The sequence below is a fragment of the Paenibacillus prosopidis genome (assembly GCF_003337375.1).
In the GTDB taxonomy this organism is placed as follows: domain Bacteria; phylum Bacillota; class Bacilli; order Paenibacillales; family Paenibacillaceae; genus Pristimantibacillus; species Pristimantibacillus prosopidis.
In genome coordinates this window covers 41,700-57,053 of record NZ_QPJD01000003.1, presented here as the reverse complement: position 1 = coordinate 57,053, position 15,354 = coordinate 41,700, and the positions used below count along the sequence as shown (strand labels likewise).

The window sequence follows — 15,354 nt, the reverse complement described above, 5'->3', positions numbered from 1 at the left end:
GTCACCCCTCTCCAGTAGTGCCATCCGCTTCTTGCAGCAAAACGACCGTTATATTGTCGTCCCCGCCAGCATGCAGCGCCAGCTGAATGAGATGATCAGCCCTAGCTTCCAGATCCAGCTGCTCAGCCGAGACCGTTTGCAGCATTTGCTGCTCGCTTACCATGTTCGACAGCCCGTCGCTGCAAAGCAGCAGCACATCCTGCGGTGACAACTCCACCGCCTGGATGTCGATGTCAACATGGGAATCGGTACCGATTGCACGAGTCAGTACGTTACGGCGCGGATGGTGAGCAGCCTCGTCCACACTAAGCTGGCCTGATTTGACCAATTCGTTCACGAGCGTATGATCATTCGTTAATTGCGTAATGACGCCTTCTGTAATTTTGTATGCTCTGCTATCACCTACATGCCCAATTATGGCATTATCCTGCTTCACTAGCGCAGCCACAATTGTAGTGCCCATGTTGTAATAGCGTTCGTTACGCGATGCCATTTCAAATACGGCTTCGTTCGCTTGCGAAATCGCTTGGCGAATAAGCATTTTTCCTTCTTGCAAGGACAAGTCAGCTTTGGCTGCGCTTTGCTCCAGCATGCTCCGGAACGCATCTACAGCCTTCTGGCTTGCAACGTCGCCGGCTTGATGACCGCCCATCCCGTCGGCGACGATAGCAACCGTTACCCCATTATTCAACTGACCTACCCATGATTGATCTTCATTTACTTGACGAACCCGTCCGATATCACTGCGGTTTGCCGTTAACAATCCGTCATCACCTCGTCGTGGACTCCATATGCTTCGCTCTTAATTGCCCGCATGCAGCCGCAATATCATGACCTTGCTCTCTGCGAATGGTCACACTCACTTTATTGCGTTCCAGCACGCGCTGGAATTCAAAAATATCCTCGCGCGGCGTCCGGACATAATTGCGCTCAGGAACGTGATTGACCGGGATCAAATTGACATGACACAGCATACCCTTGAGCACATCGGCCAGCTCTTGCGCATGCTCAGGACGGTCGTTCACTCCGCCGATCAAAGCATATTCAAAAGTAATTCTGCGTCCAGTCTTCGCGATGTAATGATGGCAGGCAGCCATTACATCAGCAAACGGAAAGCGGCGGTTGACCGGCATCAGCTTCGAGCGAAGCGCATCGTTTGGCGCGTGAATCGATAACGCCAGATTGATTTGCGTATTTTCGTCTGCGAATTTATACATGCTCGGCACGATTCCGCTAGTCGATACTGTAATATGCCGTTGTCCGATATTTAGACCTTTCTCGTGAATCATTATGCGGAGAAAAGTCATTGTCGCATCATAATTCTCGAATGGCTCACCCGATCCCATAATAACGATACTGGAGACGCGCTCGCCTGTCGCATCAAGCATTTGCTGCGCGGTTACGACTTGGGCAACAATTTCGCCTGCAGTCAGATTCCGCTTTAAGCCGCCAAGGGTCGAGGCGCAAAACGTGCAGCCTATACGGCAGCCGACCTGCGTCGTTACGCAAATGCTGTTGCCGTAACTATGGCGCATAATAACCGTTTCGATCGCATGGGCATCATGCAGGCCGAACAGAAACTTTACCGTGCCGTCCTTGGATTCGAATTTCGTAATTTCGTTTAGCGTCAAAATTGAAAAATGCTCATCCAGCTTTTCACGCAGCGATTTTGGTAAGTTGGACATATCTTCAAAGCTCTTTACCCGCTTCACATATAGCCAGTCAAACAACTGTCCGCCGCGAAAAGCAGGCTCGTCGTTTTCTTTCATCCATTCTTGAAGCTGCTCGAGCGTGTAGTCATATATGCATGGTTTCATGTCATCACACCTGTACCTTAAAGTAGGGCGGCTTATGCTTTTTAGGCGCCGCCATCGATTTATTTTACCACAAACGCCCATGTTCAACCATAAGGTTACGTTATGAGCGCCTCACCATACGTGCAATAAAGAAGCCGTCACTGTCAAAATGCTGAGGCAGCAGCTGCGCTTGGCCATTGAAGTGCTCACCAATTGCGCCTACTTTCTTCAGCTGATCCACAATGACCTGCGGCCAGTTGGAATCCAGTTCAAATTCAGGATGCTCTTGCAGAAAGCGAGCCACCTGCTGTTCATTCTCGTCCTGCTCAATCGTGCAGGTGCTATAAACAAGCGTGCCGCCCGGCCGCACCAAATCGCATACGGCATTCAAGAGCCGATGCTGTAAACCAGCGATCTCCGATACATCACCGGCCGTTTTTGTCCATTTGATTTCCGGCTTCCGCCGAATGACTCCAAATCCGGAACATGGCGCATCGAGCAGTACCGCATCCATGGATTGAGGCTTAAACCGTTCCGATAGCTTCAGAGCATCCTCTGTAATTGCCTCGACATTCCGAAGCTTCAAACGCTCCGTCTGCGTAACGATAAGGTCACGTTTATGAGCGTGCAAATCGTTCGCCCACACTTTACCTTTGCCGCCCATCAGTTCTGCCAAATGCGTACTTTTGCCGCCGGGCGCTGCGCAGCAATCCAGCACCTGCATGCCAGCCTTTGGGGCGACGACCTCCGCTACGAGCATCGAGCTCTCGTCCTGCACCGTCCATAACCCTTCCCGGAAGCCATCCGTATCAGCAAGGTTTCCTCCACGGCTTACCGTAATTCCTGCCGGCGCCACATCAGATGGTTCTGCTTCGTAGCCTGTACTATTCAGCAGCTCGATCAATGCTTCGCGGCTCCCGCGCAATGTATTGGCGCGAATGCTTGCGTGTGGTTGCTCATTGCCAGCTGCGCATATAGCCTCTGCCATCTCCTCACCGTAGACATTGACCCATTTGCTCACCAGCCACTCCGGATAAGAATGGCGCAAAGCAATTTGAACGATCGGATCAGCATTCGTTATTCCCGATGCCTGAAGCTCCGCGCGGCTCCGGTCGATGCTGCGGAGCACGCCGTTCACCATGCCGGAAATACCGGAATGGCCGCGTTTCTTAGCGATCGTAACGGCTTCGTTAACCGCAGCATGCGCAGGTATGCGGTCCAAGTATAACAGCTGGTATGCACTCATGCGCAGCAATTGATGAACCCATGGCTCCAGCTTATGTAACCCTTTAGAAACAAACCGGCTAAGCCAATAATCAAGCGTCGCTTGACGCTGAATCGTACCGTAGACAAGCTCTGTCACTAATCCGGCATCCGCTCGCTGCAATTGCGCTTCCTGCAGCGTACGATTCAGCTGCAAGTTGCTGTAGGCACCGGTCTGTGCAACCTTGACTAATGTATCCACCGCAAGCTCGCGCGGCGATTTCACCTTGCGGGGCGCTTGCCCGACGTGAGCCGCTTTGCCCCCGTTAGACGAGCGCTTCGGCGGCTGCTTAGACTTAGAACCAGGGCTTACGTTTGAACGATTCGGCTTTCGGGTTCCGCTCTCCGTCATTCGGCACCTCCATCGCCTAACAACGTGCCCGCTTCAAGCCGTGCGCCCTTAAGCCATTCCGCTGCTGTCATTGTCCGCTTACCTGCTGGCTGAATTTCCTTCAACACGAGCAAGCCATCGCCAGTCTGCACCTTAATTCCGCTGCTATCGGCCGAGACAACCGTTCCGAAATCAGCGTTTGCCTTATTTGAAGCTGTTTCTGAAGGAACGGCGCAGGCCCATATCTTGAACACTTCACCGTTCAGGTAGGTGAACGCGCCAGCCATTGGCGAAAGACCTCGTACCTGATTGAAAATCGCCCGGGCGGACTTGCTCCAATCGATCCGCTCATCGTCACGAGTCAAATTAGGGGCATAGGTAGCCAGATCATCCTGCTGCGGCACGGCCTTAGCTTCGCCTGCGATTATCGACGGCAGCGTCTTTCCAAGCAGCTCTGCCCCCGCTATGCTCAACTTCTCGAACATTGTTCCTGACGTATCCTCGTCGGTAATCGGAAGCTCGACGACGCTGATCATATCGCCCGTGTCCAGCCCTTCCGCCATATACATAATGGTAACGCCCGTCGACCGCTCACCGTTGATGATCGAACGTTGGATAGGCGCGCCGCCGCGGTATTTCGGGAGCAATGAGCCATGCACATTAATACATCCCAGACGCGGAATTTCAAGCAACGCTTTCGGCAATATCTGACCATAGGCAGCTGTAACGATCAAATCCGGATGCAGCTCCGCAACTGCAGCAACCGCTTCTGCGCTCCGCATCCGCTCTGGCTGCAGCACAGGCAGCCCGAACGACAACGCCGCTTCCTTTACAGGCGGCGGCGTCAACGTTTTTTTGCGGCCCTTCGGCCGATCCGGCTGTGTTACAACGGCGACAACATTGTAGTTCTGATCCAAAAGAAGCCTTAAAGAGGGAACGGCAAATTCCGGCGTTCCCATAAATACAATACGCATGAAGCTATTCGCCGCCTTTTCTCGCTCGTTCCGAAATATCGTACACATTCTCCGCCAAATCGGTAAAAAGGATCCCGTTCAAATGGTCGATCTCATGCTGGAAAGCACGCGCGAAGTAACCCTTTGCTTCCAATGTAAACGACTGGCCGCTGCTGTCTTGACCCGTAACGACGATGCGGTCAGCGCGCCGGACATCCCCGTTCAGGTTCGGAATGCTGAGACAGCCCTCAGGACCAACCTGTTCGCCATCCTGCTCCACGATGACCGGGTTAACCATTTCAACCAGGCCGTTCTCATCGCCGACGTCAACGACGATGACCCGCTTCGAAATACCGATCTGCGGCGCAGCAAGGCCGACGCCCTCCGCATCATACATCGTTTCTGCCATATCCTTCAGCAGCTTTTTCAAATTTGGATTAAACTTCGTTACTTCCTTCGCCACTTCCCGCAATACGGGATCGGGGTCCTTCACAATTATACGGATACTCATTGTATTCCCTTCCTTTACGATCATTAAAATAGTAATAGCAATTTATAATATAACTTGAGGATCGACGTCAATGCTGAACTGCACCTGCCGCTGCGGCGGACCGTCCAAGAACGGGCCGAGCGCCTTGCGAACAAGGGCGGATGCATCAATGTTCCCACGATATTTTATCACACATTGAAAACGGTAGCGATCTTTCATTCTTGAAATAGGCGATGCGACCGGACCAAGCACCTCTAAAGCTCTGCCGAAACCGCTGTTCAGCGGCAGCAGCACGCCTTCGTGCTCGGCCAGCTCGCGAAGTCCGGAAGCATACTGTTCGCTGACCGATGCCAGCAAAGGCAGCTGCTCATGCGACATCGTAACGAGAATAAGCCTGCAATAAGGCGGGTAACCCATTGCACCGCGATGACGAAGCTCCTCGCTGACGAAAGCGGTATAATCATGCTGCTGTGCGGTTACAACCGCATAATGCTCAGGCGCATAAGTCTGCACGACGACCTCTCCCGGTAAATGATGCCGTCCGGCGCGTCCCGCAACCTGCGTCAGCAATTGAAAGGTCCGCTCTGCCGCGCGAAAATCAGGCAAATTAAGCGACGTATCGGCTGCGATGACACCTACTAATGTAACATATGGAAAATCAAGTCCTTTCGCTACCATCTGCGTGCCAAGCAGTACATCCGCTTTCCGTTCGCCAAACTGCTTGAGCAGCTTTTCGTGCGAATTTTTCTCCGTTGTCGTATCGACATCCATCCGAATGACCCGAATGCCCGGAAACAGCTTCGAGAGCTCTTCCTCAACGCGCTGCGTGCCTGTTCCGAAATAACGGATATGCTCGCTTTGACACGAAGGACATGTCGCTGGCGCCTGCTCCGCATGGCCGCAATAATGACAGCGCATCACACGCGATTTCTGATGAAATGTGAGGGATATATCGCAGTGCGGACAAGCAGCCGTGTAACCGCAGGAGCGGCACATGACGAAAGTCGAATAGCCGCGCCTGTTAAGCAGCAGCACCGATTGTTCACCCCGCTCGAGCCTCTCGGCCAGTGAGCTGTGAAGCAGCCGGCTGAACATCGACCGATTGCCCTCCTTCAGCTCCTCGCGCATATCGATTACGGTTACTGGCGGAAGCGGCCTGCCGCCCACCCGGTCCGGCATCGGCAGCAGCGCCGGCTCACGACCCTGGTCGCGTGCTGTCATAGGGCGGCTTGCCGCTGCGAACGATTCCAATGATGGCGTTGCCGAGCCGAGTACGACCGCCGCTCCATGCTGCTTCGCTCTTCGAACTGCCACGTCGCGCGCATGGTATTTGGGGCTTTCCTCTTGCTTATAGGACGACTCATGCTCTTCATCAATAATGATTAGACCAATTCTCTCAAACGGGGCGAAAATAGCCGAGCGTGCCCCGATAGCTACCTGCACCTGACGGCTGCGAATTTTGCGCCATTCATCGTAACGCTCACCATTCGATAGTCTGCTGTGCAGCACCGCAACCGCATCTCCGAAGCGGCCTTTAAAGCGTTCAACCATTTGCGGTGTCAACGAAATTTCCGGGACAAGCACGATGGCCTGCTTCTCCTGCTCCAGACAAAATTGGATGGACTGCAAGTATACCTCGGTTTTACCGCTGCCGGTTACGCCGTGCAGCAGCATGGTCTGTGGTTCGCCAGCATCTACAGCTCTAGCGATGCGGCCATACACGGCTTCTTGGCCGTCCGTAAGCGGAAGCGGAGTTGTTCGCTCAAACTCGCGACCGGCGTAAGGATCGCGCTGCTGCTCCACCTCACGCAGTTCAAGCAACCCCTTCTCCGCCAGCGAACGAACAGTCGCCGCTGACCCGCCCGCCTCCGCAAGCAGCATCTGCAGCGGCAGCGGCCCGCCATGCTCGAGCATATACGCGAGCACCTCCCGCTGCTTTGCCGCCCTTGCCGGGATAGCGTCCATTGCGCTGCGAATGGCTTCTGTATCATGAGGCACAAATACGGTCAATACCTTCCGGATCGCGAGCCGGTCGCGTATTGAGGTTTGCTGGGCAAGCACGCCCTCGCGGAGTCCAGCTTTTACGGCTCTGGCATGCTCCGGGAATCGTTCCAGCAGAGCTTCCAGCTTGACCAACTGTCCGCTGGCGCCAATCCATTCCGTCATTTCGAGCGGAAGGTCCACTGCTGCAGCCTCTTCGTCCTGAATACCGACAAGCCGCTCCGCCTTGCCCTTCAAGGCAGCCGGTATCATTGCCTGCAGGGCCGTCGTCCAAGAGCAGCAATATTTATCACTCATCCACTTCGCAAGATGAATCAGATCCGGCAGGAGCGGCGGAACGGGATCGAGAAGCTCGGAAATCGGCTTCAGCCGTTTTGGATCGATGTCCGCTGTTGCCGCAAGCTGCGTAACAAAGCCTTGCAGCACACGGCCTCCGAATGGAACGCCGACGCGGCTGCCGACCTCTATCCAGTCCTCCATGGAAGCAGGCACCTCATAATCAAACGGCCGATCCGTCTGGCGGCTCGGCACGTCTACAATTACTTTAGCAATCATGCTCCTTCCCCTCCGCGGGGCGTAAGTCGACCTGCAATCAGCTCCATTAAACGAATGGCAACCTCACGCTTAGACAACAGCGGCAACGACTCTACGAGCCCCTCTGTACCAAAAACCTGTACGATGTTCGTATCCCCGTTAAAGCCGGCACCATCTTTGCTGACATCGTTAGCGACTATTAGATCGCAATGCTTACGGCGCAGCTTGTCCATCGCATAATGCTCCACCTGCTCCGTTTCCGCGGCAAAGCCAACAAGAAACTGATGTGTTTTCCGCTCGCCTAATGTTTCTAAAATATCCGTTGTCCGCTCGAGCTCGAGCACAAGCTTCTCGCCGCTCTTCTTAAGCTTCCGATCGCTTACGTTCACTGCCCGGTAATCCGCTACGGCAGCCGATTTCACAACGATGTCCGTTTCTTCATACACGCCCGTTACAGCCTCCAGCATTTGCTGCGCCGACTCAACCCGAACGACGCGAACGCCCGCGGGCGGCGACACCGCAGTACGACCGGCGACTACAGTTACGTCGGCTCCCATCAGTCGGGCGGCCTCCGCGATAGCAAAGCCCATTTTGCCGGAAGAGTCATTCGTCAAGTAGCGTACCGGATCGAGCCGCTCCATCGTGCCGCCTGCGGTTACAAGCACCCGCTTGCCCGCTAGTTTGCCGTTTCTGGAAAACCAAGATACAATCGCAGCTGCAATATCCTCCGGTTCTGCTAACCGGCCCTTCGCAACGTAACCGCAGGCTAACTGACCTGTACCAGGCTCCACGAACATAGCGCCGCGCGATGCGAGCAGTTCCAAGTTGCTTACGACTGCCGGGTGCTCATACATATGTACATTCATAGCCGGAGCGATCAAGACCGGACAAGTAGCCGCAAGCAGCGTTGTGCTCAGCATATCGTCCGCATGACCGCCGGCCAGCTTTGCTATCGCATTGGCGGTAGCCGGCGCGATTACGATCAAATCTGCATGATCTGCCAAATCAATATGTGATACAACCGCCGGATCTCTCTCATCAAACGTATCGATATAGACCGGGTTGCGCGATAACGTTTGCAAGGTTAGCGGGGTAATGAACTTCGTCGCCGATTCCGTCATAATCACGCGGACATTCGCGCCCGCCTGTACGAGCTTGCTGCAAAGCGCCGCTCCTTTGTAGGCAGCAATTCCGCCTGTAATACCGAGTATAATAGATTTCCCTTTTAACATGGTGTATCTCCCGTCCCATAATGCTGCTTCCGTTCCTTGCTGATGTATGGATTAAGCTACCAATCCTTCCGTTCTCTTAAGCTCGTTATATGCGCAACATGATGTTTTCCATGCCAGGCGACGAATCCGAGAAAATAGGCCAATCCCATTTGACTGCCCTTCTCCGGATGATAAAACATTTTATCAAAATCAGACGCTTCCATCGAACGAAGCAGCAATACCCATCGTGCATATATGCCTTCCACTATAGCTAAGCTGACATCCGGCGACGCTTGCAGGCTGTCAGCCGTATCTGCCCAGCGTTCTTCATTAAACGGCTTAATCGTTGGATTCGATTCCGTGAGCGCAAGCTTAAAGCGAGTGAAGCAATTCATGGAAGCGTCTGCGAGATGATGCGCGACCTGACGGACTGTCCATCCTCCGCTGCGATAAGGCGTATCCAGCTGTGTGTCATCCAAATCTGCAAGTGCGGCCTTCAGCTGAGCGGGCAGCTTTTCCACATCTTTAATCCACTGCTCGCGATGCTTAACAGTCATTCCTTCGAACGAGTATCTTCCAATCGGATAACGCAATTTGTCCATTCCGTTCCCTCCTGTTCCTTGTCCAAACGACTTTAATCCTTCTCCTATCATACCATACGCAGTCTCAAAAACTAATTAGACCTTATTTATTTCGAGCTGCCTTCACCGCTTTCCTGTGTATCTTTTTTTCAAATTCGAAATCAACTCATCCGCAGCGTCGGCTTGGCAAGCATGTTGGAGAGCAGCAAGCCTGTGACAATTACGATCATCAGTCCTCAATGAGAAAAGCGTTGCTTTCTTAATCCTCTTCGTCATTATCTTCATATTCATATCCAGCGGCTGCTTCCAAATATATTCCCGTAAGCTGATCATGGAAGCCCCACCCTATATGTTGAGTGTCATCCATAATTACTTTCAGCCGCTTTTGATATTCAAAAAAAGCACTCTCATCTTCATCTTGAATTTTCTTTAGTGCGTTCTGGTACATCAGCTCTATACTATAGTAGAAAGGTTCGTCAATGTCACCATAGTCATTCGTAAATTGTACGCCTAGTTCAACATAATAAATCATCAGATCAATTGTTTTTCTCGAGTCATTGCATAGCTTATTGAAGTCACTACAAATAGCCAATATGATTTTTTAAATCATGCGCCATTTTATATAACTCCGCGATGTCAGGCCTGCCGATTTCCTCAAACCTTCTAACAGCCTCATCAATACCTACTACATCCACTGCAATAACCTGCTCACCATCAGGGGGATTTAAAGGCGAACCTACAAGCTTAACCTCTCCGTATCCGACAAGTCTGACGAAATCGGGATGCGGGATATGAGGGCGGTAAGGCTCGTCAGCAGCTGAATGGCATTTAAAACAACCGAAGAGCGTGTATGAAACGAGCTCTGCGCCAAGCTCTTCCTTTACCTCTCTTACCAAGGCATGCATATAATGCTCGTTAGGCTCGAGCGTTCCGCCCGCAAGCTCCCATTTGCCGTTATCCAGTTGCATTACGACATATTGATCACCGACCGTAGGAATGATACTAATATTGCTGACTAATGATTCATCCACTTCATATTCCAGCGAAAAACAGTTTTCTACATATCCCATTACGATCCCTTTTGATAAAGTTGGAAAATGGTTAAGACTACTATTCATTCGTACTAACATCCTCTTCATTTATTAGCTTTCTTAGCGTTTAAACCTCAATATAAAAATCAGTCTATGTATGAAATAAAACAATTTAAACCTTCTTATCAACGATATGTTTATTTTCTTTGATCTCTTTTCGAAGCATTCTAATCTCATCGGTCAGCATATCCAACTGCTTCGGCAATTTGGATGAGTCGATGGCACCCCGGATAACGACCGAAATAACTAACGTAGAGACTACAAACATAATTATAATAATAATGATTTCCATTAGAGCGGTTCCTCCTATATATGTTGAATAGATAATTCCTTCACATGCGAAAGATTCTGTGTTTCCAATAGTTTACCAAACTAAACAAATCTTTTGTATCCTTTTTGACCATGTTGTAAAAGCGTGATTGATTGGGCAAGACGATATTCAACTGTAGTCTATACAATGGAATCAATGCTTTTCGAGTTTCTTCTAGCATCCATTTTAGTTTCTACAATAGAATCCCCTTATATCTACTAACGTATAAATAAAAACTAATTCAGCTGCATTTCTGCAATGCCATTCTTCCTTTCAGCTTCATAGGAGGTTTCTGTTGCAGAAAATGCATCAGCAGTATGCAAATAGAGAGCAACAAATGCTAAACTGCGACACCACTTTATTTATAACAAAAAAAGGAGTGCAAAGCTGTCGCCAGCTTGCAATCCTTCTTCTATTCGTTATTATAAATAATTAGTCTTCTTTTGTAGCAAGGTTTTCAACTTGAATGATGTCGCCATATATTTCTTCGAGAGCTACACCGACAAACTTACGGGAGCGCGGGTTGCGCAGCTCCGATTTGTCACCGTTGCGAAGCATACGGGCACGTCTGGAAGCAGCTACGACAAGTGTATACTTACTATCAACTTTTTTCACCATTTCATCAATGGACGGATATAACATCGTTCATTCTCCTCACTCAAGCTTTCTCAATTGCGGCCTTCATGCCCGTTACGTAAGGCAGAAATCTTTCTCTGCGGCAATGCTCGGCAATGATGATGCTGCGAATACGATCGCATGCAGCGTCTATCTCATCATTCAAAACCGCGTAGTCATAATGACGGAGCAGGTTCATTTCCTCTACAGCGACGGACATACGATTATTGATCGTGTCTAATGATTCCGTGCCCCGGCCCGTTATTCGCTGCTTTAGCTCATCCAATGAAGGAGGCAGCAAAAACACAAATATGCCGTCAGGAAACTTTTGCTTCACCTTTAGAGCTCCCTGTACTTCGATCTCCAAAATAACGTCCTTGCCGCTCGCTAAAGTACGCTCGACAAAATCACGCGGAGTACCGTAGTAATTACCAACATATTCGGCATGCTCCAAGAGCGCGTCTCGCGCGATCATATCCTGGAACTGCTCTTTGCTCTTGAAAAAATAGTTTACGCCTTCTACCTCACCTTGCCGAGGCAGTCTTGTCGTTGCCGACACGGAGTAAATTAATTCCGGCATCTTATTACGAAGAACGGAGCAAACCGTTCCTTTGCCAACCCCTGAAGGACCGGACAACACAATTAACAATCCCTTATCCATAATACTCCCCGTACTATTCGTCGTTATCGTCATCCTTAGTGGACAACCGGTGTGCAACTGTCTCCGGCTGAACAGCCGATAAGATGACATGATCGCTGTCGGTAATAATAACAGCGCGTGTGCGCCGACCATATGTCGCATCAATGAGCATATGTCGGTCGCGTGCTTCTTGGATGATTCGCTTAATCGGAGCTGATTCCGGGCTTACAATAGAAATAATGCGGTTTGCCGATACAATATTACCGAATCCGATATTAATAAGTTTGATTGCCAAGCCAGGTTCCTCCTCCGCCTACGGTGTTTCCTTGTGCATTTGCCTGTGAATAATCAATTTCTGCAAGCGTAAACGGCTATCGCCGTTCTCAGGCGGTGCAGGTTACGTTCCGTGCCGAAATATAAGCCTAGTATAAATGTAAAACCTATACATTCTTATATTTAAAAAAGGTGAATACGACAAGTTAGCATTCCTGTCAAATACCGACAGAACTACTGCACTATTGTTGACGAAAAAAGCCCTGGGCATACGTCATGAGACATGCTCCAGCATTAGCCGCGTTCGAACTGTTGGCCAGCCTGTCCTTGCCTGCTGATTATTTATTCGGCATGGCAACTGTACCCATGCCTTATATTTTAATTGATTTTTTACAATCCAACAAGCGAAAATACAAAATCGGGTAAAAAGGACAAGCTTTTCGCCGCCATTGCGCAGTAACCAACTATTTACGCTTCGTATTTTCCCAAACGTATTTCGTAAGCTGAACACCCATATCATAGAACATAAAAGGCGTTATTAAATAGATCCCTTTAAAATGCGGCAATGCCGCATCGAGCAGCTCCTTGGCAATTTGTACGCCTACAGCACGACCCGCTTCGCCTTCAAGGCCAGCCATCCGCTGCCGCACCTCATCCGACAGCTGAATACCGGGCACTTCATTATGCAAGTATTCAGCATTCCGACCGCTTGCCAGCGGCATAATGCCGATAAAAACCGGTACAGACAAATGCTTGGTCGATTCTGCAATCCGTTCAATCAAGCTGGGATCATAGACAGGCTGCGTCATAATATAGTCCGCGCCTGAAGTTATTTTGCGTTCAAGACGTTGAATCGCCTTGTCCAAATGCTTGACGTTCGGATTAAACGCAGCTCCTACGACAAATTTCGCCTTTTGCTTTAAAGGCTTGCCGGAGAAGGCGGTGCCTTCATTCAACTGCTTGATCATACGGATCATTTCGAATGAGGTCAGATCGTATACCGAGCTGGAATCCGGCAAGTCGCCAAAACGCGCAGGGTCTCCTGTCACAGCCAGAACATGGTCGATATCAAGCGCATCTAGTCCCATCATATGAGACTGTGTACCGATTAAGTTACGGTCGCGGCATGCGATATGAACGAGTGGACGCAGTCCGATTCGCTCCTGTACAAGAGCCGCAAGCGCCAAGTTGCTCATTCGTGTAACCGCAAGCGAGTTGTCAGCCATCGTAACCGCATCCGCCTTCGCTGCTTTCAAAGCTGCGGCGCCATCCATAAACTTGCGGATATCGAGATCACGCGGCGGATCAAGCTCTACGATAACGGTGTGCCGCTTCTGAACGAGCTCGACAATCGAAGGCTCACGATTAGCTGGCGGCTCCAAATTAGCGACCGCAACAGCTGGCTCAGCTTGCTTCAAAGTCGGCTGAACCTCAATCGTTTCCGCAGACTTCACAGCAACCGCAGCTTGACCGCTTTGCGGAACATAGCCGTCAAGTGCCGCAGCCATAGCAGCTACATGTTCTGGCGTAGTTCCGCAGCATCCGCCGATGATACGGGCGCCGCGATCAGCAAATCGAAGGGCCGTTTCCGCGAAATATTGCGGACCCGCTGAATACGTATACTTACCGTCTACATAATCAGGGATACCGGCATTTGGATAGACGGACAGCGGCAAGCCCACAGGACCTGTAATCGAATCGATCGCCCGCATGATTCCGTTAGGACCGCTGCGGCAGTTGAATCCGACAACGTCTGCGCCGGCTGCCTGCAGCTGATCGAATGCTTCCTTCAGGCCGATACCGTCCTGCGTGCGGCCGACATCCTCGACCGCGAATTGGCAAATGACCGGCAAGTTTGAAGCTGAGCGGGCAATCCGCAGAGCGAGCAGCATTTCATCCAGATCGTAAAAAGTCTCCAGGAGCAATCCGTCCGCCCCTTCATCGAGCAGCGCGTGCATTTGCCGCTCGTAGGCCTCGCTCACTTTAGCCGTGCGCAGGTTTTTGAGCTTTCCGTCACGAATAGAGCCGACAGCTCCAACGACATATGCGTCAACTCCAACAGCAGCACGGGCGACTCGCACCCCGGCACGGTTGATAGCATCCATATCATTCTCTAAGCCATATTTCGAAAGCTTCTCCAAATTAGCAGAAAACGTATTTGTCTCAATGACTCGCGCACCCGCTTCGTAGTAACGGCGGTGGACGTTTTCGATAACATCAGGACGAAGCGTATTAAATTCTTCATAAGAAACGCCGACAGGGAACCCCATCTGATACAGATAGGTTCCCATCGCGCCGTCCCCGGTCAAGATACGCTTCTGCAGCGCTTCCCGCAAATCCGGTTTCATTTTATTCATTCCACCCATCTGACGTTGCTCTTACAGCGTGCCGCGGAACGATTCCGCAGCCGGCCCGGTCATATATACGTGATTGTCCGATTCGTTCCATTCAATAAGCAGGTCGCCGCCTTTGAGTGACACAGTCGCTGTGCGGTCTGTCGCTCCAGTCAGTACGGAAGCCACGACCGTTGCGCATGCCCCTGTCCCGCAAGCCAGCGTAGGGCCCGCGCCCCGTTCCCATACCCGCATATCTGTATGCGTACGGGAATTAACCGTTACAAATTCAACATTTACTTTACGCGGGAACAGCGGATGAGTTTCGAGCTTCGGACCCCATGTGCCAAGATCAAAGTTGACAGCATCGTCAACGTAAATGACACAATGCGGATTGCCCATCGATACAGCGGTAAAACGGAATTCACGACCGTCCACCTCAATCGGGTGCTCGATGACACGCTCGGCATCGACGGTAGTCGGTATTTGCAGGCCATTCAAAATCGGCTGTCCCATATCGACGCGCACAGTCGCAACCTTGCCGTCTTGAACGGTCAATTGGACTTTCTGAGCGCCTGCGCCGAGCGTTTCGATCGTTATTTCTTCTTTATCGGTCAATCCGTTATCATATACATATTTCGCTACGCAGCGAATGGCATTTCCGCACTGCTCGGCTTCGGAACCGTCAGAATTAATAATCCGCATACGAAAATCAGCAATTTCCGAAGGCAAAATATAGACGAGTCCATCTGCGCCGATTCCGAAGAACCGGTTGCAAAGATCGATCGCCAGCTCAGCGGCGTTATCAGGTAGCTGCTGCTCGCCCGCGATCACGACAAAGTCATTTCCTAAACCGTTCATTTTCGTAAAATTCATCAAAATGCCCTCTCCTTACCGTATCTCTAGAAATAATAATGCTATTATCATTCCTA

At 51.0% G+C, this 15,354-nt stretch carries 16 protein-coding genes; all 16 read right to left on the bottom strand.

What is annotated here, in order from left to right; all coding sequences use genetic code 11:
* Position 1 precedes the first annotated feature (1 nt).
* The 16 genes from DFP97_RS05035 to dapF all read right to left on the bottom strand — a co-directional run bounded on the left by DFP97_RS05035 (position 2) and on the right by dapF (position 15,298).
* Positions 2-763: a Stp1/IreP family PP2C-type Ser/Thr phosphatase gene (locus tag DFP97_RS05035; protein ID WP_114378908.1), complete on the bottom strand. Its 762-nt coding sequence runs from the start codon at positions 761-763 to the stop codon at positions 2-4.
* A 7-nt stretch (positions 764-770) separates the two neighbouring features.
* Positions 771-1,817, bottom strand: a complete 1,047-nt coding sequence (gene rlmN, locus DFP97_RS05030; RefSeq protein WP_114378907.1) for a dual-specificity RNA methyltransferase RlmN — start codon at positions 1,815-1,817, stop codon at positions 771-773.
* A 100-nt stretch (positions 1,818-1,917) separates the two neighbouring features.
* On the bottom strand, positions 1,918-3,411 hold the full coding sequence (rsmB, locus tag DFP97_RS05025) for a 16S rRNA (cytosine(967)-C(5))-methyltransferase RsmB (protein WP_114378906.1): 1,494 nt from the start codon (positions 3,409-3,411) through the stop codon (positions 1,918-1,920).
* Positions 3,408-4,364, bottom strand: a complete 957-nt coding sequence (gene fmt / locus DFP97_RS05020) for a methionyl-tRNA formyltransferase (RefSeq protein WP_114378905.1) — start codon at positions 4,362-4,364, stop codon at positions 3,408-3,410. Before fmt ends, rsmB begins: the two co-directional genes overlap by 4 nt.
* Positions 4,365-4,368: 4 nt before the next feature.
* A complete protein-coding gene (def, locus tag DFP97_RS05015) occupies positions 4,369-4,854 on the bottom strand; it encodes a peptide deformylase (RefSeq protein WP_220271128.1) in 486 nt (161 codons plus the stop codon).
* Between the two features lie 42 nt (positions 4,855-4,896).
* Positions 4,897-7,389, bottom strand: coding sequence for a primosomal protein N' (gene priA / locus DFP97_RS05010; protein ID WP_114378903.1), 2,493 nt, complete (start codon positions 7,387-7,389; stop codon positions 4,897-4,899).
* Positions 7,386-8,600, bottom strand: a complete 1,215-nt coding sequence (gene coaBC, locus DFP97_RS05005) for a bifunctional phosphopantothenoylcysteine decarboxylase/phosphopantothenate--cysteine ligase CoaBC (RefSeq protein ID WP_114378902.1) — start codon at positions 8,598-8,600, stop codon at positions 7,386-7,388. Before coaBC ends, priA begins: the two co-directional genes overlap by 4 nt.
* Positions 8,601-8,656: 56 nt before the next feature.
* Entirely contained in the window at positions 8,657-9,181 is a 525-nt protein-coding gene (locus DFP97_RS05000; RefSeq protein ID WP_114378901.1) for a YfiT family bacillithiol transferase, read from the bottom strand.
* A 238-nt stretch (positions 9,182-9,419) separates the two neighbouring features.
* The gene (locus DFP97_RS04995; RefSeq protein WP_147275017.1) at positions 9,420-9,692 is read right to left on the bottom strand and encodes a hypothetical protein; all 273 of its coding nucleotides are present in this window, start codon (positions 9,690-9,692) and stop codon (positions 9,420-9,422) included.
* A 46-nt stretch (positions 9,693-9,738) separates the two neighbouring features.
* Positions 9,739-10,278: an NUDIX hydrolase gene (locus DFP97_RS04990; protein ID WP_114378899.1), complete on the bottom strand. Its 540-nt coding sequence runs from the start codon at positions 10,276-10,278 to the stop codon at positions 9,739-9,741.
* 85 nt (positions 10,279-10,363) lie between these two features.
* Positions 10,364-10,543 carry a hypothetical protein gene (locus tag DFP97_RS04985; RefSeq protein ID WP_114378898.1) on the bottom strand — a complete coding sequence of 60 codons (180 nt, stop codon included), beginning with the start codon at positions 10,541-10,543 and terminating at the stop codon, positions 10,364-10,366.
* 450 nt (positions 10,544-10,993) lie between these two features.
* Positions 10,994-11,203 (bottom strand): DNA-directed RNA polymerase subunit omega, encoded by a 210-nt coding sequence (gene rpoZ / locus DFP97_RS04980; RefSeq protein WP_114378897.1) that lies wholly within the window; start codon positions 11,201-11,203, stop codon positions 10,994-10,996.
* 16 nt (positions 11,204-11,219) lie between these two features.
* Positions 11,220-11,837 carry a guanylate kinase gene (gene gmk / locus DFP97_RS04975; RefSeq protein WP_114378896.1) on the bottom strand — a complete coding sequence of 206 codons (618 nt, stop codon included), beginning with the start codon at positions 11,835-11,837 and terminating at the stop codon, positions 11,220-11,222.
* 13 nt (positions 11,838-11,850) lie between these two features.
* Entirely contained in the window at positions 11,851-12,111 is a 261-nt protein-coding gene (gene remA / locus DFP97_RS04970; protein ID WP_005548256.1) for an extracellular matrix/biofilm regulator RemA, read from the bottom strand.
* 442 nt (positions 12,112-12,553) lie between these two features.
* Positions 12,554-14,437 carry a bifunctional homocysteine S-methyltransferase/methylenetetrahydrofolate reductase gene (locus DFP97_RS04965; RefSeq protein WP_114379234.1) on the bottom strand — a complete coding sequence of 628 codons (1,884 nt, stop codon included), beginning with the start codon at positions 14,435-14,437 and terminating at the stop codon, positions 12,554-12,556.
* Positions 14,438-14,467: 30 nt separating this feature from the next.
* Positions 14,468-15,298 carry a diaminopimelate epimerase gene (gene dapF / locus DFP97_RS04960; protein ID WP_114378895.1) on the bottom strand — a complete coding sequence of 277 codons (831 nt, stop codon included), beginning with the start codon at positions 15,296-15,298 and terminating at the stop codon, positions 14,468-14,470.
* Between the last annotated feature and the right edge of the window lie 56 nt (positions 15,299-15,354).